The 20,743-nt window shown below is 70.3% G+C and carries 16 protein-coding genes; 13 read left to right on the top strand and 3 right to left on the bottom strand.

The features are described 5' to 3' along the window. The first annotated feature begins 98 nt into the window (after positions 1-98). The 4 genes from eccB to ACZ4Z3_RS30530 all read left to right on the top strand — a co-directional run bounded on the left by eccB (position 99) and on the right by ACZ4Z3_RS30530 (position 3,774). Positions 99-1,631, top strand: a complete 1,533-nt coding sequence (gene eccB, locus ACZ4Z3_RS30545; RefSeq protein ID WP_468504064.1) for a type VII secretion protein EccB — start codon at positions 99-101, stop codon at positions 1,629-1,631. Between the two features lie 13 nt (positions 1,632-1,644). After that, positions 1,645-2,922: a type VII secretion-associated serine protease mycosin gene (gene mycP / locus ACZ4Z3_RS30540; RefSeq protein ID WP_468504063.1), complete on the top strand. Its 1,278-nt coding sequence runs from the start codon at positions 1,645-1,647 to the stop codon at positions 2,920-2,922. Positions 2,923-3,086: 164 nt separating this feature from the next. Next, complete coding sequence (locus ACZ4Z3_RS30535; protein ID WP_055537236.1) at positions 3,087-3,428, top strand: WXG100 family type VII secretion target; 342 nt, start codon at positions 3,087-3,089, stop codon at positions 3,426-3,428. Positions 3,429-3,465: 37 nt separating this feature from the next. Next, positions 3,466-3,774 (top strand): WXG100 family type VII secretion target, encoded by a 309-nt coding sequence (locus ACZ4Z3_RS30530; protein ID WP_468504062.1) that lies wholly within the window; start codon positions 3,466-3,468, stop codon positions 3,772-3,774. Positions 3,775-3,836: 62 nt separating this feature from the next. Here the strand turns inward: ACZ4Z3_RS30530 and ACZ4Z3_RS30525 are convergent, their stop codons facing one another. Then, the gene (locus ACZ4Z3_RS30525; RefSeq protein ID WP_055537238.1) at positions 3,837-4,154 is read right to left on the bottom strand and encodes a DUF397 domain-containing protein; all 318 of its coding nucleotides are present in this window, start codon (positions 4,152-4,154) and stop codon (positions 3,837-3,839) included. A gap of 235 nt (positions 4,155-4,389) precedes the next feature. Next, positions 4,390-8,358, bottom strand: a complete 3,969-nt coding sequence (gene eccCa, locus ACZ4Z3_RS30520) for a type VII secretion protein EccCa (protein ID WP_468504061.1) — start codon at positions 8,356-8,358, stop codon at positions 4,390-4,392. Between the two features lie 317 nt (positions 8,359-8,675). Here eccCa and eccD point away from each other — a divergent pair, with 317 nt between their 5' ends. From eccD to ACZ4Z3_RS30490, 6 genes are all read left to right on the top strand, one after another. Next, the gene (gene eccD / locus ACZ4Z3_RS30515; protein WP_468504060.1) at positions 8,676-10,187 is read left to right on the top strand and encodes a type VII secretion integral membrane protein EccD; all 1,512 of its coding nucleotides are present in this window, start codon (positions 8,676-8,678) and stop codon (positions 10,185-10,187) included. Between the two features lie 212 nt (positions 10,188-10,399). Beyond that, on the top strand, positions 10,400-10,687 hold the full coding sequence (gene rpsO / locus ACZ4Z3_RS30510) for a 30S ribosomal protein S15 (protein WP_030583699.1): 288 nt from the start codon (positions 10,400-10,402) through the stop codon (positions 10,685-10,687). Positions 10,688-11,044: 357 nt separating this feature from the next. Then, positions 11,045-13,264 (top strand): polyribonucleotide nucleotidyltransferase, encoded by a 2,220-nt coding sequence (locus ACZ4Z3_RS30505; RefSeq protein WP_468504059.1) that lies wholly within the window; start codon positions 11,045-11,047, stop codon positions 13,262-13,264. Then, positions 13,261-14,640 carry a M16 family metallopeptidase gene (locus ACZ4Z3_RS30500; RefSeq protein ID WP_468504058.1) on the top strand — a complete coding sequence of 460 codons (1,380 nt, stop codon included), beginning with the start codon at positions 13,261-13,263 and terminating at the stop codon, positions 14,638-14,640. Before ACZ4Z3_RS30505 ends, ACZ4Z3_RS30500 begins: the two co-directional genes overlap by 4 nt. Before the next feature lie 34 nt (positions 14,641-14,674). Next, positions 14,675-15,427, top strand: a complete 753-nt coding sequence (gene dapB / locus ACZ4Z3_RS30495; protein WP_468504057.1) for a 4-hydroxy-tetrahydrodipicolinate reductase — start codon at positions 14,675-14,677, stop codon at positions 15,425-15,427. A 16-nt stretch (positions 15,428-15,443) separates the two neighbouring features. Continuing rightward, complete coding sequence (locus ACZ4Z3_RS30490; RefSeq protein ID WP_468504056.1) at positions 15,444-15,899, top strand: DUF485 domain-containing protein; 456 nt, start codon at positions 15,444-15,446, stop codon at positions 15,897-15,899. Positions 15,900-15,963: 64 nt separating this feature from the next. On the opposite strand, the gene ACZ4Z3_RS30485 is transcribed toward ACZ4Z3_RS30490, so the two are convergent. After that, positions 15,964-16,521 carry a hypothetical protein gene (locus ACZ4Z3_RS30485; RefSeq protein WP_468504055.1) on the bottom strand — a complete coding sequence of 186 codons (558 nt, stop codon included), beginning with the start codon at positions 16,519-16,521 and terminating at the stop codon, positions 15,964-15,966. A gap of 189 nt (positions 16,522-16,710) precedes the next feature. Here ACZ4Z3_RS30485 and thyX point away from each other — a divergent pair, with 189 nt between their 5' ends. The 3 genes from thyX to ACZ4Z3_RS30470 all read left to right on the top strand — a co-directional run bounded on the left by thyX (position 16,711) and on the right by ACZ4Z3_RS30470 (position 20,416). Beyond that, positions 16,711-17,451, top strand: a complete 741-nt coding sequence (gene thyX, locus ACZ4Z3_RS30480; RefSeq protein ID WP_055713438.1) for an FAD-dependent thymidylate synthase — start codon at positions 16,711-16,713, stop codon at positions 17,449-17,451. 211 nt (positions 17,452-17,662) lie between these two features. After that, positions 17,663-18,562: a 4-hydroxy-tetrahydrodipicolinate synthase gene (dapA, locus tag ACZ4Z3_RS30475; RefSeq protein ID WP_468504054.1), complete on the top strand. Its 900-nt coding sequence runs from the start codon at positions 17,663-17,665 to the stop codon at positions 18,560-18,562. A 168-nt stretch (positions 18,563-18,730) separates the two neighbouring features. Continuing rightward, positions 18,731-20,416, top strand: coding sequence for a ribonuclease J (locus ACZ4Z3_RS30470; protein WP_468504053.1), 1,686 nt, complete (start codon positions 18,731-18,733; stop codon positions 20,414-20,416). The last annotated feature ends 327 nt before the right edge of the window (positions 20,417-20,743 follow it).

Here is a 20,743-nt window from a genome sequence, read left to right as displayed (position 1 = left end):
GTACCAGGCATAGTAGGGGGCCGGTCTGACAACGGAGGGCGGGGGACGGTGACCCCCGAGCGCCGATCAGGGCGAGACACGGGGAGATTCACGCAGACATGGCATCTCGGCGGGACCAGCTCAACGCCTACACCTTCGCGAAGCGCCGTATGCTCGCGTCCTTCCTCCAGTCGTCCCCCGACGGCTCCGACGAGGGGGCGCCGCGCCCCCTGCGGGCCGTCCTGCCCGGCACCATCGTGGGGGTCGTCATCGTCGCCGCCTTCGGGGCGTGGGGGATGTTCAAGCCGACGGCGCCGAAGGACTGGGACAAGCCCGGCGAGAAGGTCATCATCGCCAGCAAGTCCACGACCCGGTACGTCGTCCTGCAGACGGAGAGCCGCACCGGCCGGAAGACCCAGCTGCATCCCGTCCTCAACATGGCCTCCGCCAAGCTGCTGCTCGCCACCGGAAAGGGCGAGGTCGTCACCGTCGACGAGTCGGTGCTCGACAAGGGCGACATCCCGCACGGCGTGACGATCGGCATCCCGTACGCCCCCGACCGGCTGCCCTCCGCCGAGGAGGCGGGCGCGAAGAAGCGCTGGGCGGTCTGCGAACGGCAGGCACCGGGCGGCAGGGCCATCCAGAAGGCGGCGTTCGTCCTCGCCTCCCGCGACATGGACCGCACCGAGGGCCGCGACAAGCTGCGCGGCGGTCAACTCCTCGACGTCGTGGACCCGGACGGGAACCGCTACGTCGTGGACGCGGGCGGCACCGCGTACGAGTGGGACGGCGACGATGAGGCGCTGGTGCGTGCCGTCGTCGGATCCACCAGCACACCCCAGCGGGTGAGCCGGCAGTGGCTCGACACCCTCCACCCGGGTGACCCGATCACGTTCCCGAAGGTCGAGGGCCGGCCGGGTGCCCCGGCGGACGTCCCCGGTCTGCTGAAGGACGAGGACAAGAAGGTCGGCATGGTCCTGAAGGCCAAGGACGGGAACGCGGAGCGGTACTACGTGGTGCTGCCGGACCGGGTCGCGCCCGTCTCCCCGTTCGTCGCCGAGCTGCTCCTGAGGAGCAGGGACCTGGTGCCCGTCGGGCAGCGGGGCGAGGCACTCGACGTCGGCCCCGGAGAGATCGTTCCCGGCGAGCCGTTCGAGGCGGACAGGGCGTGGCCGACCCTGAAGGCGGACGCCGTCAACGGCATGTCGAAGACCGGCCGGGACCGTGACACCGTCTGCGCCGTCCTGCGGGACGTCGACAAGAACGGCACCACCACCCTGAGCACCTGGGCGGGCGGCGACTTCCCCGCGACACTGGCCACCGGCTCCTCCAGCGCCTACGTCACTCCCGGCTCCGGTCAGCTCTACCGCCAGTTCAAGGGCGAGGAGACCAAGGCCGGCGCCGTCTTCCTCGTGACCGACACCGGTCTGCGCTACGCGCTGCAGTCCAACGCCGACGGCGCCGGGGACGACGCGGGCATCGGCATCACCAAGGAGGAGCGCAAGCAGCTCCAGAACGAGGTGCAGCTCGCCCAGATCCGCCTCGGCTACGGAGACCTGGACCCCGCCGTGATCCCCGCCGAGTGGTCCGTCTTCCTGCCGACGGGCCCCCGACTGTCGACGGCGGACGCGCGCCAGCCGCAGGGATCGTGACGGGGAGCCCCTGATGCGACAGGAAAACAGCGCCGCGCCGCCCTCCTCGCACGCGCGCGGTCGACTCGCCCGCGTGGCCGCCGCGACGGCCGCCGCCTTCGTCCTCGGCGGCGCCGTGGGGGCGACGCCCGCGTCCGCGGCCTCCCCGGACGAGTGCGTCTTCGGCAACAAGAAGTACGAGGGCCGCCCCTGGTCCCTCCAGCGCGTCCTCCTCGACGAACTGTGGAGCCAGTCGAAGGGCAGAGGCGTACGGGTCGCGGTGATCGACACCGGCGTCGACATCCGCAACGAGCAGCTCAAGGACGCCGTCGACGTCTCCAGCGGCGCCAACTACCTGCCCGTGAAGGACGACAAGGGCCGGCCCGTCGACCGCGGCAAGGCGAACGGCACCACGGACGCGGTCGGCCACGGAACCAAGGTCGCCGGCATCATCGCGGCCCGCCCCGCGAAGGACACGGGGTTCGTCGGACTGGCCCCCGAGGCGACCGTCATCCCCATCAAGCAGAACGACGCCGAGGGCCGCGGCACGACGAAGACCCTGGTGCGGGCGATCGACCACGCCGTGGCCGAGAAGGCGGACGTCATCAACATCTCCCAGGACACCGCGAACGCCGTAGAGCCCGACGAGTCGCTGAAACGGGCGATCGACAGGGCCCTGCAACGGGACATCGTGGTCGTGGCGTCGGCGGGCAACGACGGCCTCGGCGGCGACGACAAGAAGACCTACCCCGCGTCGTACGAGGGCGTCCTCGCGGTCGCCGCCTCCGACCGCAACAACGAACGGGCCCCCTTCTCCCAGTCCGGCGACTTCGTCGGGGTCGCCGCACCCGGCGTCGACATCGTCTCCACGGTCCCCCTGGGCGGCCACTGCTCCGACAACGGCACCAGCTTCTCCGCGCCGTACGTCGCCGGGGTCGCCGCCCTCCTCAAGGCCAAACACCCCCGTTGGACCGGCCCCGAGATCGTCGCCCAGATCGAGCAGACCGCCGAACGCTCCTTCGCGGGCCACGACCAGCGGGTCGGCTGGGGCGTCGTCGACCCGGTCCGCGCCCTCACGGACGACGACCGGCCGATCGAGTCCCCCGATCCACGGGAGGGCCTCAGCGAGGCTGAGGCCCCGACCGCCGCCGAACTCCACCTCGGCGAGACACCCCAGGAACGCAGCGAGCGTTACGCCACCTACGCCCTCGGCGCGACGGCCGTCCTGGCCGCGCTCATCGCCGGCACCGCCGTGGTGGTGCGCGACGCACGCCGCCGCACCGCCAGGAGCAAAGGCTCCGCATTCGAGTAGCAAAGGGTCCGCGCGCCCCTTCAACGATGCAACGCCCCTGTCACAACTGACTTCTCACAAACTTCAGTTGGATGCAATTTACACAGTGACTACAGTGGTCCATCGAGTGGGGAATGCACCGATGTGAAGGCCATGACCACAGTTCGGGAAAGGGAGTGCGAGACATGACGGACGGACGGAAGCTCAATAGCGAGAGCGTCTGGCTGCTGGAGAAGGGGATCATCGACCGCTACGACGACATCAAGAAGCTTCTCGGCCGCCTCCAGGGAACGATCGACATGATCGAGAAGAACTGGACGGGCCAGGGCGCGATCGCCTTCGACAAGAAGCAGACCGAGATCAACGACCACGTGGTGGCCCTCGGCCGCATGCTGGAGAAGGTCCTCGAAGGCGTCAACCTCAACCGCAAGGACAAGGACAAGCTGGAGGACGAACTCCACCAGCAGATCACCCGGATCGACGTACAGGACCTCGGCGGCAAGACCTCGGCCCTCAGCAGCTACTAGTCCCGGCGACAGCCACCACCAAGGAGACAAGGCAGTCATGACGAACGTCAACGGCGACTACCAGGACCTTGCCGTCAAGTACGGCACGCTCGACGCCCTCACCACCGAACTCGGCAACCTGGCACGGGACTTCGAGAACCAGGTCCAGGCCCTCAAGGCCGATGTCGAGAAGATCGCCGAAGGCTGGGGCGGTGAGGCCCACGAGGCCTTCAAGACCCAGCACAAGGACTGGGACACGCACGCCAACGGCATCCGCGACGCCCTCATGGCCATCGGCCACCGCATCGGCGACGCCGGCGGTGACTACCGCGGCGGCGACCTCAAGGGCGCGAGCTACTTCCTGTGACGTGACCCAGCGAGCGGGTGGGCACGTCGGTCCACCCGCTGCTGTGGTCTTCTACTCCACCGCTACTCCACCGCGAGTCCGCCGTTGTGCGGCGCCGGCTCCAGGTCGAACTCCCCGTCCCGCGCCCCGAGAACGAACGCCCGCCACTCGGCCTCGGTGTACCGCAGCACCGTCTCGGTGTCGAGCGACGACCGCATCGCGACGGCGCCGCCCGGCAGATACGCGATCTCCACCCGCTCCTCGTGCTCCTCCGTACCGGGCGCGGAGTGCCACTCCACCCCCGAGATGTCGAGGGCGTACAGCTCGTTCTTCTCCCGCTCCTTGCGTGCCTTCACGTCCTCGGCCTGAGCGCCGACCTCGGTGTCCGGTGCGTCGGTCATCCTGATGAAAACCTTCCTGACATGCGAACGAACCGTGCGAGTCACCCTACTGCCCCCCTGTCGCAGCGGGCCTTCCGATGAGCGAAGACGGCGGCGTTCTTGACCAGAACGATCAAATGTGAACGCAGCACGGTCCCGAGTCCCTCCCGACCGGTGCCACCCGCCTCGTTCCGCCGGTCGACACCCAGCCGTTCTGCCGGACCCGGGCACGGCTCAGGACGTCGCCGAGACCCCCTCAGAAGGTCTCCTCCGGGACCAGGCCCGTCTGGACCAGCGGCTTGCCGCGGCGCCGCGACACGAAGATCCCCCGGCCCGCGGGCATCGGACGGGGCCGGACACCACCGAGCAGGTCACCCTCGCCGGGATCACCCGCAAGGACGACCCCCTGTGCGCCGAGTTCCTTCATCCGCTGCAGGAACGGCTCGTACGACGCCCGCCCCGCGCCCGCCGTGGAACGGGCGATGATGAACCGCACCCCGACGTCGCGGGCGAACGGCAGCAGCTCGGTGAGGCCGCTCAACGGGTTGCCGCTCGAGGTGGACACCAGGTCGTAGTCGTCGATGACTACGTACACCGTCGGCCCGCGCCACCAGCTGCGGTCCCGCAACTGCCGCGCGGTCACCTCGGCGGTGGGCGTGCGCCGCTTCATCAGGTCAGCGAGGGCCGTCATGTGGTGGTCCATGGCGTTGGACATCGGGATGTACTCGGCCAGGTGGGACGCCGGCGTCACATCCAGCAGGGACCGGCGGTTGTCGACCACGAACAGCTTGCAGTCGTCGCCCGAGTAGCGCTGGGTGAGCTGCTTGACCAGCAGCCGCAGCAGATTCGACTTGCCCGACTCGCTCTCGCCGAAGACCAGGAAGAACGGGTCCTGCTCGAAGTCGACGAAGACCGGCTCCAGGTTGTCCTCGTCGAGCCCGAACGCGACGCCCTGCCGGGGGAGGCGATCGCCCGGCGGCAACTGCTCCACCGGCACCCGCCGCGGCAGCAACCGCACCTCCGGCGCGCCCGGAGCGTCCCAGTGCCGTGCGACCTCGCCGGCCAGCGCGGTCGTGGCGTCCGCCAGATCCGTGTCGGAGGTCAGCCCGTCGATCCGCGGCACCGCCGCCATGAAGTGCAGCTTCTGCGGCGACAGACCCCGCCCCGGCACCCCCGTGGGCACGTTCACCGCGACCTTGCGGTCGATCTCGGAGTCCATCGGGTCGCCGAGCCGCAGCTCCAGGCGGTTCATGATGTGGTCCTTGAGGTTCGAACGGACCTCCATCGAACGGGACACGGCCAGCACCAGATGGATGCCGTACCCGAGGCCCCGCGCCGCCATGTCCAGGACCACCGCGTCCAGACCCTCGTAGTCCGTGCGAAAGGAGCCCCACCCGTCGATGACGAGGAAGACGTCCCCCCACGGCTGGTCCGAGACCGCGATGTCGCCGCGGGCGCGCCGCGCCCGGAACTCCGCGATCGACGAGATGCCGTGCGCCCGGAAGTACTCCTCCCGGCGCGTCATCACGCCGTACACCTCGGCGACCGTGCGCCGCACCTTCTCCGGGTCCAGCCTCGAGGCCACCCCGCCCACATGCGGCAGCCCGGCCACCGCCGACATTCCGCCACCGCCGAAGTCCAGCCCGTAGAACTGCACCTCGTGCGGTGTGTGGGTGAGCGCGAACGACGAGATCAGGGTGCGCAGCAGCGTCGACTTGCCGGACTGCGGGCCGCCGATGATCTGCATGTGGCCCGCCGCACCCGAGAAGTCCACCCACAGCGGATCACGCCGCTGCTCGAACGGCTTGTCGACGATGCCGACCGGGACGACCAGCCGGCCCGTGCCCTCGTACCCCGGCTGGGTCAGCCCCCGGCCCTCCACGGCCGTCAGCCCCGGCAGCAGGGCGTCCAGCGACGGCGGGCTGTCCAGCGGCGGCAGCCACACCTGGTGGGCCGCCGGGCCCTGCGCCTCCAACCGCCGCACGACCACGTCCAGCACCGTGTCGGCGAGCGCGTCGTCCGCGTCGGACGTGGGCTCCGTACGGGGCCGGGGCACCGCCGCGTACCGCACCGGCACCTCCGTCGCGGTGAACAGCACCGGCCGCCGGTCCACCGGCCGGGGACCGCCCGCCGCGCCCGAGCCCGCCGCGCCCGAGCGGTACACCCCCGACACGTACGCCGCCTTGAAGCGCACCATCTCGTCCGTGCCGTACTTCAGGAATCCGGAACCCGGCACGTTCGGCAGCTCGTAGGCGTCCGGCACGCCCAGCGCGGCCCGCGACTCGGCCGCCGAGAAGGTCCGCAGACCGACGCGGTACGACAGGTACGTCTCCAGCCCGCGCAGCCGCCCCTCCTCCAGGCGCTGCGACGCGAGCAGCAGATGCACGCCCAGCGACCGCCCGATCCGGCCGATCTGCACGAACATCTCGATGAAGTCGGGCTTGGCGGTGAGCAGTTCGCTGAACTCGTCGATCACCAGCACCAGCGAGGGGATCGGCTGGAGCGGGGCACCCGCGGCGCGGGCCTTCTCGTAGTCGTGGATGTTGGCGTAGTTGCCCGCGTCGCGCAGCATCTCCTGGCGGCGGTTGAGCTCGCCCCGGATGGAGTCGCCCATGCGGTCGACCAGGGTGAGATCGTCGGCCAGGTTGGTGATCACGGCGGCGACGTGCGGCATCCGGGCCATACCGGCGAAGGTCGCGCCGCCCTTGAAGTCGGCGAGGACGAAGTTCAGGGTCTCCGAGGAGTGCGTCACCGCGAGCCCGAGCACGAGCGTGCGCAGCAGCTCCGACTTGCCGGAGCCCGTGGCGCCCACACACAGACCGTGCGGCCCCATGCCCTCCTGGGCGGCCTCCTTCAGGTCGAGCATCACGGGCCGGCCGTCCTCGCCGACACCGATCGGCACCCTCAGCCGCTCGGCGAGCGCACGAGGCCGCCAGGTCCGGTTCGTGTCCACCGACGCCGCGTCCCCGAGGCCCAGCAGATCCGTGAACTCCAGGTTGGCGAGCAGCGGTTCGTCGTCGTCCCCGCCCGACGCCATGCGCAACGGCGCCAACTGCCGCGCCAGCGCCTCCGCCGCCGGGTACGACAACGCGTCGGGCACCCCTTCGTAGACCAGCCCGTGCCCCGACTCCAGGTGCAGCGACCCGGGGTGCACGAGCACGGAGAGGTCGCCCCGGGCGCCGCCCGGCTCGCCGGGCACCACCTCGACGACGGTCACGCCCTGGAGGCCCTCGGCGGAGGCGAGGACGGAGTCCGGCGGCAGGGACACCCCGTCGAGCACGACCACGATGTGCGGCTCGTCGGGGAGCGGTGCCGCGCCGGGGTGGAAGCGGGGGCGGCCGGTGAGCCGCTGGGCCAGCAGGTCCTCCAGGTCGCGGGGATCGCCGCCGATGAGACGGCGGCTGCCGGCGCCGTCCGCGGCGCCGGGCGCCTGTACGTGCGGCAGCCACTTGGTCCACTCCCAGTGCGGCAGGGCCTCCCGCCCGGCCATCACCACGATCACCAGGTCCGCCGGTGAGTGCAGCGCGGCCAGCGAGCCGGTCAGGGCGCGCACCGACGCCCGTACGGACTCCTGTTCGCCGCCCACGGTGACGTGGTGGAAGGCGCGCAGCGACACCGCGATCGGCAGGTCGTCGAGGGTGTCGTGGGTGGCGAGGAAGCGCTGCATCGCGCCCGCCGCCAGCGGCTCCAACTGCTCGACCGGCCCGGTCTCCGGGGCGATCAGCGGGGTGGCGAGACCCTGCGGGCCGAGGCCGATGCGCACCTGCGCGAAGTCCTCGTCACCCGGCCGCCGTTCCCACAGCCGGCTGCCCTCGGCGACCAGCGCCCACAGCTGGTCGGGGGAGGGGTGCAGGTAGTACTGGGCGTCGCGCTGCTTCCCCGCGGTCTCGACGGCGGAGCGCCGGGCCTGCGACAGGTACAGCAGATAGTCGCGGCGGATGTCCGCCAACTGCGTCTGGGAACCGCGGCGGTAGCGCACCACCATCGCGATCGACATGGCGATCGTCGACGCGATCATCACCATGCCCATCACCTTCATGAACGGATGGCCGCTCGTGAAGAAGAAGACCACCGAGCCGCCCATGCCGAGCGTGGGCAGCAACTGCAGCAGCACGCTCTCCTGTTGGCCGCGCGGCAACTCCGGCGGAGGCTGCAGGACGACCTCGTTCGTCGGCACCTCGGACGGCAGCGCCCTCGGTGGACGCTTCACAACGATCTGGCTCACCGCTCACCAATTCCCTTGCCGGACCCGGAGAGTTCCGTCCGCCGCCCCGTGTCGGGCGGACGCGGGCCGCCGCGCGATCCTACTGACCCGGGCCCCCGCCGACGGGCGGTAGGGTGCCGGTGGATTCGCGTGAGCACACACGAATCCGGTCGGCGAAACAGGGCAATCCGCGCGATGCGGAGCCGCCCGGACACCGGCGGCCGACCGCACGGACCCCTCCCTCGCGCCCCGCGGGACCACCCGTGGGACGACCCCGGGGAAGGGGCGCAGGACCTTCACACCGCGGACGCGGAACCAACACCGAGGGGGAGCAGCAGGTGAGCATGACGGCCTCCGCGACGGCAGCCGGAGCGGGCGCGCCCGGCCAGGGAGCCCCGGTCGGGGCCGGTACGGGACTGGGCTTCTGCCGGGTCACGATCGTCGCGCCCGACAGCCGCATCGACGTGGCCCTGCCGGACGACGTGCCGGTCGCCGACCTCTGCCCGGAGATCCTCAGGCTCTCCCGGCAGCGCCCCGCCGAGGGCGCCCCGGTCGGCTACCACCTCGTGCGCCGCGACGGCACGGTCCTCGACAGCGCCCGCTCCTTCGCCGCACAGCGCATTCTCGACGGCGAACTTCTCACCCTGCGGCCCTTCGCCGACTCACTGCCCCCGGCCGTCTTCGACGACGTCTCCGAAGCCGTGGCCTCCGCCGTGACCCGCGACCACCGGCTGTGGAGCGGCGACCTGACGCGCGCCGCCGGCCTCGTCGGCGGCGGCGTCTTGCCCGTCCTGCTCGCCTTCGTCGTCTGGACCGCCGACCCGCGGCACGACATGCACAGCCGGATCGGCGTCCTCGCGGCCGTGGCCGGTGTCGTCCTCCTCGCCCTCGCAGCCGTCCGCGCCCGGGTCTACGACGACCGCGCCTCGGCCGTCGCCCTCGGGATCGGCGCCCTGGTGAACGCGGGCGTCGGCGGTTCCGGACTCCTCCCGCTCACCGACGGCCAGGGCGTCGGCAAACTCCAGTTCCTGCTCGGCTGCGCGGCCGTTCTGGTGGCCTCCGTCGTCCTGACCGTCTGCTCCCCGCGCGGCGACGGCCCGTTCGTCGCCTGCGTGTTCGCCTCCGCCGTCGCCATGGTCACGGTGTTCGTCGCGATCCTGCTGAGCTGGACGCCCACCGAGATCGCCGCCCTGTGCGCCCCCCTCGCCGTCATGACCCTGGCCTTCCTGCCCGGCATGTCCATGCGGTTCGCCCGCCTCCCCATCGGCTACGAACCCCCGAGCACCGGCCGCGCCGCGTACGGCGCCGACCCCGCCCCACAGGAGCCGGTCGACCTGGCCCGGATCGAGGCCCAGGCCCGGCGCGGCCACGAACTGCTGGTCGGGCTCGTCGGCGGCTGCGCCCTGCTCGCCGTCGCCTCCGCCGCCGTCCTCGGCTTCTCCGGCGACGTCTGGGCGCAACTGCTCGCGTTCGCGACCGCCGCCGCCCTCCTGATGCGGGCCCAGCTCTTCCGCTACACCGCCCAGGTCGGCGCCTGCCTCGCCGCGGGCCTCGGCTCCCTCGTCCTGCTGGGCCTCGGGCTGGCCCTCGACCCTCCGCACTCGGTGATCCGCGAGGCCCTCACCGGCGACCGCACGGCCCTGGAGATCCGCACCGTCTGGCTCGTCGTCGCCATCGCCGCGCTGGCCGCGCTGATCACCGCGATCGGCCTGATCGCCCCCCGTGGCGGTCTCACCCCCTTCTGGGGCCGCTTCCTGGAGATCTTCGAGGGCTTCGTCCTGCTGACCCTGATCCCGCTGGCCCTGGCCGTCTTCGACGTCTACACCGCCGCCCGCGCCATGACCGGCTGACCGCGCGCCCCGCACCGGCCGGGCCCCGGGCAGGACCGTCCTGGCGTGCTGGTACGCTGTGTGACGGCCGTCTGTGTACGCACCCTGCGGACTCCCTCCAGGGACCCCGCGAGGCAGCGCCGACGGATCCCGCCACCCGAGTCACAGAAGTCCCCCTGAGACGAAGACCAGGGGCGCTCGGTGGCATCGAAGAGACTCAGAAGGAGTATCGCGTGTCGCTCGACGCCGCTACGAAGAAGCAGATCATCGCCGAGTTCGGTACCAAGGAGGGCGACACCGGCTCCCCCGAGGTCCAGGTCGCGATGCTCTCGCGCCGTATCTCGGACCTGACCGAGCACCTCAAGACCCACAAGCACGACCACCACTCCCGTCGTGGTCTGCTGATCCTGGTCGGTCAGCGCCGCCGTCTGCTGCAGTACCTGGCCAAGAAGGACATCCAGCGCTTCCGTACGCTGGTCGACCGCCTCGGCATCCGCCGCGGTGCGGCCGGCGCCAAGTAGGACGCCGTGAAGGGAGCGGTTCCCGAAACGATCGGGGGCCGCTCCCTTTGCCGTACGTACGGCACATGCCGTAGGTGCGGAGACGTGCGGAGTGTCACCGCCCCTTTGTAGTGTGGTAGCACAACGCCATATGTACGACACAGCGTGAGGACACCCGGGAGGGGTGACCGCACGCGACCGAACGAGGAGAAGCGCGCCACGCCGCCGCCGGTCCTCGGTAGTGGCCCCCGGGGCAGCGAACCCCGGGTGCTTCGATCGAAGACCGGCCCGCACCGCACGGAGCGCTTCTCCGCCACCGTCCCCCTGTCACACGGACAGCGCGGGACAAAAGACGACAAAGTAACGGAGAGATCGCTAGTGGAGAACGAGACCCACTACGCCGAGGCCGTCATCGACAACGGTTCCTTCGGCACCCGCACCATCCGCTTCGAGACGGGCCGCCTGGCCAAGCAGGCCGCCGGCTCCGCCGTGGCGTACCTGGACGACGACACCATGGTGCTGTCGGCCACCACCGCCTCCAAGAACCCCAAGGACCAGCTCGACTTCTTCCCCCTCACGGTGGACGTCGAGGAGCGGATGTACGCCGCCGGCAAGATCCCCGGCAGCTTCTTCCGCCGTGAGGGCCGTCCCTCCGAGGACGCCATCCTCACCTGCCGCCTCATCGACCGCCCGCTGCGCCCGTCCTTCAAGAAGGGCCTGCGCAACGAGATCCAGGTCGTCGCCACGATCATGGCGCTCAACCCCGACCACCTGTACGACGTCGTGGCGATCAACGCCGCCTCCGCGTCCACGCAGCTGGCCGGTCTGCCCTTCTCCGGCCCGATCGGCGGCGTCCGCGTCGCGCTGATCAACGGCCAGTGGGTGGCCTTCCCGACGCACTCCGAGCTCGAGGACGCCGTCTTCGACATGGTCGTCGCGGGCCGCACCCTGGAGGACGGCGACGTCGCGATCATGATGGTCGAGGCCGAGGCCACCGAGAAGACCATCCAGCTGGTCAAGGGCGGCGCCGAGGCGCCGACCGAGGAGGTCGTCGCCGCCGGCCTGGAGGCCGCGAAGCCCTTCATCAAGGTCCTCTGCAAGGCCCAGTCCGACCTCGCGTCGAAGGCCGCCAAGCCCACCGGCGAGTTCCCGATCTTCCTCGACTACCAGGACGACGTCCTGGAGGCCCTCACGGCCGCCGTCAGGGACGAGCTCGCCCAGGCGCTCACCATCGCCGGCAAGCAGGAGCGCGAGACCGAGCTGGACCGCGTCAAGGCGCTCGCCGCCGAGAAGCTGCTCCCGCAGTTCGAGGGCCGCGAGAAGGAGATCTCCGCCGCGTACCGCTCGCTGACCAAGTCCCTGGTCCGTGAGCGCGTCATCAAGGAGAAGAAGCGCATCGACGGCCGTGGCGTCACGGACATCCGTACGCTCGCCGCCGAGGTCGAGGCCATCCCGCGTGTGCACGGCTCCGCCGTGTTCGAGCGTGGCGAGACCCAGATCCTGGGCGTCACCACCCTCAACATGCTCCGCATGGAGCAGCAGCTCGACACCCTGTCGCCGGTGACGCGCAAGCGCTACATGCACAACTACAACTTCCCGCCGTACTCCACCGGCGAGACGGGCCGCGTCGGCTCCCCGAAGCGCCGCGAGATCGGTCACGGCGCCCTCGCCGAGCGCGCCCTCGTCCCGGTCCTGCCGACGCGCGAGGAGTTCCCCTACGCGATCCGCCAGGTCTCCGAGGCGCTCAGCTCGAACGGCTCGACCTCCATGGGCTCGGTCTGCGCCTCCACCATGTCGCTGCTGAACGCCGGTGTGCCGCTGAAGGCCCCCGTCGCCGGTATCGCCATGGGCCTGATCTCCCAGGAGATCGACGGCGAGACGCACTACGTCACCCTCACCGACATCCTCGGTGCGGAGGACGCCTTCGGCGACATGGACTTCAAGGTCGCCGGCACCAAGGAGTTCGTCACCGCCCTCCAGCTCGACACCAAGCTGGACGGCATCCCGGCCTCCGTCCTGGCCGCCGCCCTCAAGCAGGCCCGGGACGCCCGCCTCCACATCCTCGACGTGATGATGGAAGCGATCGACACCCCGGACGAGATGTCCCCCAACGCCCCGCGGATCATCACCGTCAAGATCCCCGTGGACAAGATCGGCGAGGTCATCGGCCCCAAGGGCAAGATGATCAACCAGATCCAGGAGGACACCGGCGCCGAGATCACGATCGAGGACGACGGCACCATCTACATCGGTGCCGCCGACGGCCCGGCCGCCGAGGCCGCCCGCGCCACGATCAACGGCATCGCCAACCCGACCATGCCGGAGGTCGGCGAGCGCTACCTGGGCACCGTCGTGAAGACGACGACCTTCGGCGCGTTCGTGTCGCTGCTGCCGGGCAAGGACGGTCTGCTGCACATCTCGCAGATCCGCAAGCTCGCCGGCGGCAAGCGCGTGGAGAACGTCGAGGACGTCCTCGGTGTGGGCCAGAAGGTCCAGGTCGAGATCGCCGAGATCGACTCCCGCGGCAAGCTCTCCCTCATCCCCGTGATCGAGGGCGAAGAGGGCTCGGACGAGAAGAAGGACGACGCCGACAAGTGACGTCGCGTAGCTCCAAGGCGACGGCCCGCACCTCCACGGAGGCGCGGGCCGTCGCCCGTACCCAAACCCTGATCAAGGGCGCCGGCGGCATCGGCACGGTCCGCAGGACCACCCTCCCGGGCGGCCTGCGCATCGTCACCGAGACCCTGCCGTCGGTGCGGTCCGCCACCTTCGGTATCTGGGCCCACGTCGGCTCCCGCGACGAGACGCCCGCTCTGAACGGCGCCACGCACTACCTGGAGCACCTGCTCTTCAAGGGCACGACCCGGCGCAGCGCGCTCGACATATCGTCCGCGATCGACGCGGTCGGCGGCGAGATGAACGCGTTCACCGCGAAGGAGTACACGTGCTACTACGCTCGCGTGCTCGACTCCGACCTGCCCCTCGCCATCGACGTCGTCTGCGACATGCTCACCGGCTCGCTGATCCGTGAGGAGGACGTCGACGTGGAACGCGGCGCCATCCTCGAAGAGATCGCGATGACCGAGGACGACCCGGGCGACTGCGTGCACGACCTGTTCGCGCACACCATGTTCGGCGACACCCCCCTCGGCCGCCCCGTCCTCGGCACGGTCGACACGGTCAACGCCCTCACCGCCGACCGCATCCGCCGGTTCTACAGAAAGCACTACGACCCCACCCACCTCGTGGTCGCCTGCGCCGGCAACGTCGACCACAACAAGGTCGTACGACAGGTCCGCGCGGCCTTCGAGAAGGCGGGCGCCCTGAGCCGCACCGACGCCACCCCGATCGCCCCGCGCGAGGGCCGGCGCAGCCTCCGCACGGCCGGCCGCGTCGAGCTGATCGGCCGCAAGACCGAGCAGGCCCACGTCGTCCTCGGCATGCCCGGCCTCGCCCGCACCGACGAGCGCCGCTGGGCCCTCGGCGTCCTCAACACCGCGCTCGGCGGCGGCATGTCCTCCCGCCTCTTCCAGGAGGTCCGGGAGAAGCGCGGCCTCGCCTACAGCGTGTACTCGTACACGTCCGGCTTCGCCGACTGCGGTCTCTTCGGCGTCTACGCCGGCTGCCGCCCCTCCCAGGTCCACGACGTGCTCAAGATCTGCCGCGACGAGCTGGACCAGGTCGCCGAGCACGGACTGCCCGACGAGGAGATCGACCGGGCCATCGGTCAGCTGAAGGGCTCCACCGTCCTCGGCCTGGAGGACACCGGCGCCCTCATGAACCGCATCGGCAAGAGCGAGCTGTGCTGGGGCGAGCAGATGTCCGTCGACGAGATGCTGACCCGGATCGCCATGGTGACACCGGACGAGGTCCGCGCCGTCGCCCGCGACGTCCTGGGTCAGCGCCCCTCCCTGTCGGTGATCGGCCCGCTCAAGGACAAACAGGCGTCCCGACTCCACGACACCGTCGCCTGACCCCTCCCACAAGGCCCAGAAGGAAGCAAGACAGATGAGCAAGCTGCGCGTGGCGGTCCTCGGTGCCCGGGGCCGCATCGGCTCCGAGGCGGTCAAGGCCGTCGAGGCCGCCGAGGACATGGAGCTGGTCGCCGCCCTGAGCCGGGGCGACAAGCTGGAGACCCTTACCGAGCAGGGCGCCCAGGTCGCCGTGGAACTGACCACGCCCGCCTCGGTCATGGACAACCTCGACTTCTGTGTCCGCAACGGCATCCACGCGGTCGTCGGCACCACGGGCTGGACGGACGAGCGCCTCGCGCGGCTGAAGGGCTGGCTGGACGGCTCCCCGGAGACCGGCGTGCTCATCGCACCCAACTTCTCCATCGGGGCCGTCCTCACCATAAAGTTCGCGCAGATCGCCGCGCCCTACTTCGAGTCCGTCGAGGTCGTCGAGCTGCACCACCCGAACAAGGTCGACGCCCCCAGCGGCACGGCCACCCGCACCGCCCAGCTCATCGCCGAGGCACGCCGCGCCGCCGGCACCGCCCCGGCACCGGACGCCACGGCCACGGCCCTGGACGGCGCGCGGGGTGCGGACGTCGACGGCGTTCCCGTCCACGCCGTACGCCTGCGGGGCCTCCTCGCCCACCAGGAGGTGCTGCTCGGCGGTGAGGGCGAGACGCTGACGGTCCGTCATGACTCCCTGCATCACAGCAGCTTCATGCCGGGCATCCTGCTCGGCGCCCGCCGCGTGGTGCAGACCCCGGGCCTCACCTTCGGCCTCGAACACTTCCTCGACCTGGGCTGATCGGCCGGCATCCACCATGCGCGCGAAGATCACCTACGCCCTCACGGCAGCCGTCCTGGTCGTCTACTTCGTCCTGGTCGGCAGCCGCGGGGTCATGCTCATCGAGACCGGCACGCCGATCACGATCGCCTTCGGCGTCGCCGTCCTCGTCCTGCCCGCGATCGGCATCTGGTTCCTGTGGGAGAACACCCGGTTCGTCCGACGGGCCAACCAGCTCGCCGCCGAACTCGACGCCGAAGGCGGCCTGCCCGTCGACGAGTTGAAGCGCACCCCGAGCGGCCGCATCGACCGCGCCTCCGCCGACGAGGTCTTCGCGCAGCGCAAGGCGGAGACCGAGGACGCCCCCGACGACTGGCGCACCTGGTTCCGCCTCGCCGTCGCCTACCACGACGCCCGCGACACCCCGCGCGCCCGCAAGGCGATGCAGCGCGCCATCGCCCTCCACGACGGCAAGCCGATCCCGACCGCCTGACGTCCCGCCGACGGGTGAGGGGCCGGCCCGCACACGCGGACCGGCCCCTCACCCGTTCCGTCGACTACGCGGCGCGCCCGTACGCGGCCGCCCATGCCCCGATCGTGTCGGCCGCCCGATCGAAGGCCTCCGTACGCGCCAGGAAGTCGGCGTTGTGGCTGGTCATCAGCGGCGTCACATACTCCTGGACCCGGTCCCTGCGCACCAGGAGCAGCGCCTGCCCCTGTACGGACCGCGGCAGCCCGAGCCACCGCACCGGCTGCTGCACCGTACGCACCGACACGGTCGGCTCCCAGGACGCCGTACGCGTCCGGAAGAAGCTCACCTGACGCACACCCCGCGCACTCACCCAGATACCGACCCGCAGCAGCCGCAGGGTGCAGGCGATGATCAGCAGCGCCGCCCCGAAGCACAGCGCGCCCGCCTGAAGCGAGTCGGCCGCCGCGATGATGACCGCCGCGACCAGCACGTACGACGCGAGCAGCAGCAGGAGCGCGGCCGCGCCGACCCGCCACGGGCCGGGACGGTAGGGCCGCCGCCAGCGGTCGCGGTCGTCGAACGGCAGCGCCTCGTCCACCGCCTGGTCGAAGGCGCGATCGGCGGTCAGGAAGGGCAGGGGCACGGCTGATCCTCACTCGATCCACGCACAGGTTGTGCCGGGTGAGGCTACCGAGCCGGACCCGGGCCCACCACTCTCGGGGGACCGATGGAGGCACAAGGCGGTACAAATCAGGCCAACCGACCCCTTGTCGTTGGCGGCCCGTAGAGTGGGCGCCGCCCGAGAGCAGCAATGGGAAGGACCTTTCGAGCCGTGACCGACACCCCCGCCGACGATCTCAAGCCCAGCTTCCGCAGCGATGTCACCGTCGAGCTGGTCAAGCACAGCGCGTCCGACTCCGACGTGCTGTGGGCGGCCCGCGTCTCCACGGCCGGCGAGCAGTCGCTGGACGAGCTGAAGAAGGACCCGGAGCGCTCCAAGGGCCTCATCAACTACCTCATGCGGGACCGGCACGGCAGCCCCTTCGAGCACAACTCGATGACCTTCTTCATCAGCGCCCCGATCTTCGTCTTCCGCGAGTTCATGCGCCACCGCGTGGGCTGGAGCTACAACGAGGAGAGCGGCCGCTACAGGGAGCTCCAGCCCGTCTTCTACGTCCCCGACGAGTCCCGCAAGCTCGTCCAGGAGGGCCGCCCCGGCAAGTACGTCTTCGTCGAGGGCACCCAGGCCCAGCAGGAGCTGGTCGGGCGGATCACGGAGGACGCGTACGTCCACGCCTACGAGGCGTACCAGGAGATGCTCGGCGCCGGCGTCGCCCGCGAGGTCGCCCGTACGGTCCTCCCGGTCGGCCTGTACTCCTCGATGTACGCCACGTGCAACGCGCGCTCGCTGATGCACTTCCTCGGCCTGCGCACCCAGCACGAGCTCGCGAAGGTGCCGTCCTTCCCGCAACGGGAGATCGAGATGGTCGGCGAGAAGATGGAGGCCGCGTGGGCCGAGCTCATGCCGCTGACCTATGCCGCCTTCAACGCCAACGGCCGGGTCGCCCCCTGATCGGCAGATGTGTTTCGGCCAGGCACAGATGTACGGGTCAGCCAGGCGAAGTGTCCGTATTGCGGCATTTCGCGAAGTTCATCTAGCCTGATCAAACGGACCCGGCACTGCTTGAACCCCCGAGCAGGCAGTGCCGGGCTCCGCATTTGTCCTGACTTTTCCCGGCCCCCTAGGGCAGACCGCGCCCTGAGCAACGAGTAGCGTGTTACCCATGGCTCCGACCTCGACTCCGCAGACCCCCTTCGGGCGGGTCCTCACCGCCATGGTCACGCCCTTCACGGCGGACGGCGCACTCGACCTCGACGGCGCGCAGCGGCTCGCCACCCACCTGGTGGACGCAGGCAACGACGGCCTGGTGATCAACGGGACCACCGGCGAGTCCCCCACCACCAGTGACGCGGAGAAATCGGACCTGGTACGAGCCGTCCTGGAGGCCGTGGGCGATCGCGCCCACATCCTCGCCGGCGTCGGCACGAACGACACCCACCACAGCATCGAGCTGGCCCGCGCCGCCGAGCGGATCGGCGCGCACGGCCTCCTCGTCGTCACGCCGTACTACAACAAGCCCCCGCAGGAGGGCCTGTACCGCCACTTCAGGGCCATCGCGGACGCCGCCGACCTCCCGGTGATGCTCTACGACATCCCGGGCCGCAGCGGCGTCCCGATCGACACCGAGACGATCGTCCGCCTCGCCGAGCACCCGCGGATCGTCGCCAACAAGGACGCCAAGGGCGACCTCGGCCGCGCCAGCTGGGCCATCGCCCGCTCGGGCCTCGCCTGGTACTCCGGCGACGACATGCTGAACCTGCCGCTGCTCTCCGTGGGCGCGGTCGGCTTCGTCTCCGTCGTGGGCCACGTCGTCACCCCGGAGCTGCGCACCCTCGTCGAGGCGTACGTCTCCGGCGACGTCCAGAAGGCCACCGAGATCCACCAGAAGCTGCTCCCGGTCTTCACGGGCATGTTCCGCACCCAGGGCGTGATGACCACCAAGGCGGCGCTCGCCCTCCAGGGACTGCCCGCCGGACCGCTGCGCGCCCCCATGGTCGAGCTCTCGCCCGAGGAGACCGCCCAGCTCAAGATCGATCTTGCTGCCGGCGGGGTACAGCTCTAACACCAGACTTCGCGCGGCGCGACCTGGCATCGCACAGTGCGGCACCGACTTCACAACTGAATACGCAGGACGCGAGTGCCTGCATACCCATACACAACTGCTTATGCACGAACGTCACGCGCGCCACGTGCCACGGAGGCACGTGGCGCGCGTGGTGAGGAGAGTCTTTTGAGTCATCCGCATCCTGAACTGGGCTCGCCCCCGCCCCTGCCCGAAGGTGGCCTGCGGGTCACCCCGCTCGGCGGCCTCGGCGAGATCGGCCGGAACATGACCGTCTTCGAGTACGGCGGCCGCCTGCTGATCGTCGACTGCGGAGTGCTCTTCCCCGAGGAGGAGCAGCCCGGAATCGATCTGATCCTGCCGGACTTCTCGTCCATCCGGGACCGCCTCGACGACATCGAGGGCATCGTCCTCACGCACGGCCACGAGGACCACATCGGTGGTGTCCCGTATCTGCTGCGCGAGAAGCCCGACATCCCGCTGATCGGCTCCAAGCTGACCCTCGCCCTGATCGAGGCCAAGCTCCAGGAGCACCGCATCCGCCCGTACACGCTGGAGGTGGCGGAGGGGAACCGCGAGCGCATCGGCCCCTTCGACTGCGAGTTCGTCGCGGTCAACCACTCCATCCCCGACGCCCTGGCCGTGGCGATCCGCACGCCCGCGGGCATGGTCGTCCACACCGGCGACTTCAAGATGGACCAGCTCCCGCTGGACAACCGTCTGACCGATCTCCACGCGTTCGCCCGGCTGAGCGAGGAGGGCATCGACCTCCTCCTCTCCGACTCGACCAACGCCGAGGTCCCGGGCTTCACCCCGCACGAGCGGGACATCTCCAACGTCCTGCGCCAGGTCTTCGCGGGCGCCCGCAAGCGCATCATCGTGGCCAGCTTCGCCAGCCACGTCCACCGCATCCAGCAGATCCTGGACGCGGCCCACGAGTACGGCCGCCGGGTCGCCTTCGTCGGCCGCTCGATGGTCCGCAACATGGGCATCGCGAGGGACCTGGGCTATCTGAAGGTCCCGCCGGGCCTGGTCGTGGACGTGAAGACGCTCGACGACCTGCCCGACCACGAGGTCGTCCTCGTCTGCACGGGCTCCCAGGGCGAGCCGATGGCGGCCCTGTCGCGCATGGCCAACCGGGACCACCAGATCCGCATCGTCCAGGGCGACACGGTGATCCTGGCCTCGTCGCTGATCCCCGGCAACGAGAACGCGGTCTACCGCGTCATCAACGGCCTGACCCGCTGGGGCGCCAACGTCGTCCACAAGGGCAACGCCAAGGTCCATGTCTCGGGACACGCCTCGGCCGGCGAGCTGCTGTACTTCTACAACATCTGCCGCCCGAAGAACCTGATGCCGGTCCACGGTGAATGGCGGCATCTGCGCGCCAACGCCGAGCTGGGCGCCATGACCGGCGTCCCGCACGACCGCATCGTCATCGCCGAGGACGGCGTCGCCGTCGACCTCATCGAGGGCAAGGCCAGGATCTCCGGCAAGGTCCAGGCGGGTTACGTCTACGTCGACGGCCTCTCGGTCGGCGATGTCGGCGAGCCGGCCCTGAAGGACCGCAAGATCCTGGGCGACGAGGGCATCATCTCCGTCTTCGTGGTCGTGGACGCCTCCACCGGCAAGATCACCGGCGGCCCGCACATCCAGGCCCGCGGCTCCGGCATCGAGGACTCCGCCTTCGCCGACGTCGCCCCGAGGATCACCGAAGTGCTGGAGCGGTCGGCGCAGGACGGGGTCGTCGAGCCCCACCAGCTGCAGCAACTCATCCGACGCACCCTGGGCAAGTGGGTCTCGGACACGTACCGACGCAGGCCGATGATCCTGCCTGTGGTGGTTGAGGTCTGACCCTCCGTCAGCGCCTGACTGGGAGCGGGGCCCCTCGATTTGCATCGGGGCGCTCCGCTCCAGTACGTTTACGGCTCCGCCCAGGGGGGAACCCGACGCAACTGTGCGTCAGGAACCACCCGGACCGGGCGGAAATTCCGACTCAGAACTTCTGATAAAGTCGGAACCGCCGGAAAGGGAAACGCGAAAGCGGGAACCTGGAAAGCACCGAGGAAATCGGATCGGAAAACGATCTGATAGAGTCGGAAACGCAAGACCGAAGGGAAGCGCCCGGAGGAAAGCCCGAGAAGATACTCGGGTGAGTACAAAGGAAGCGTCCGTTCCTTG

The sequence above is a fragment of the Streptomyces sp. NPDC030296 genome (genome assembly GCF_055572815.1).
This window is presented reverse-complemented; position numbering and strand designations above follow the sequence as displayed.

What these genes read in the sequence shown, in the direction of transcription:
- eccB (WP_468504064.1), top strand. Translation starts at nt 99, where the DNA reads ATGGCATCTCGGCGGGACCAGCTCAACGCCTACACCTTCGCGAAGCGC.
- mycP (WP_468504063.1), top strand. Translation starts at nt 1,645, where the DNA reads ATGCGACAGGAAAACAGCGCCGCGCCGCCCTCCTCGCACGCGCGCGGT.
- ACZ4Z3_RS30535 (WP_055537236.1), top strand. Translation starts at nt 3,087, where the DNA reads ATGACGGACGGACGGAAGCTCAATAGCGAGAGCGTCTGGCTGCTGGAG.
- ACZ4Z3_RS30530 (WP_468504062.1), top strand. Translation starts at nt 3,466, where the DNA reads ATGACGAACGTCAACGGCGACTACCAGGACCTTGCCGTCAAGTACGGC.
- ACZ4Z3_RS30525 (WP_055537238.1), bottom strand. Translation starts at nt 4,154, where the DNA reads ATGACCGACGCACCGGACACCGAGGTCGGCGCTCAGGCCGAGGACGTG.
- dapB (WP_468504057.1), top strand. Translation starts at nt 14,675, where the DNA reads ATGAGCAAGCTGCGCGTGGCGGTCCTCGGTGCCCGGGGCCGCATCGGC.
- ACZ4Z3_RS30490 (WP_468504056.1), top strand. Translation starts at nt 15,444, where the DNA reads ATGCGCGCGAAGATCACCTACGCCCTCACGGCAGCCGTCCTGGTCGTC.
- dapA (WP_468504054.1), top strand. Translation starts at nt 17,663, where the DNA reads ATGGCTCCGACCTCGACTCCGCAGACCCCCTTCGGGCGGGTCCTCACC.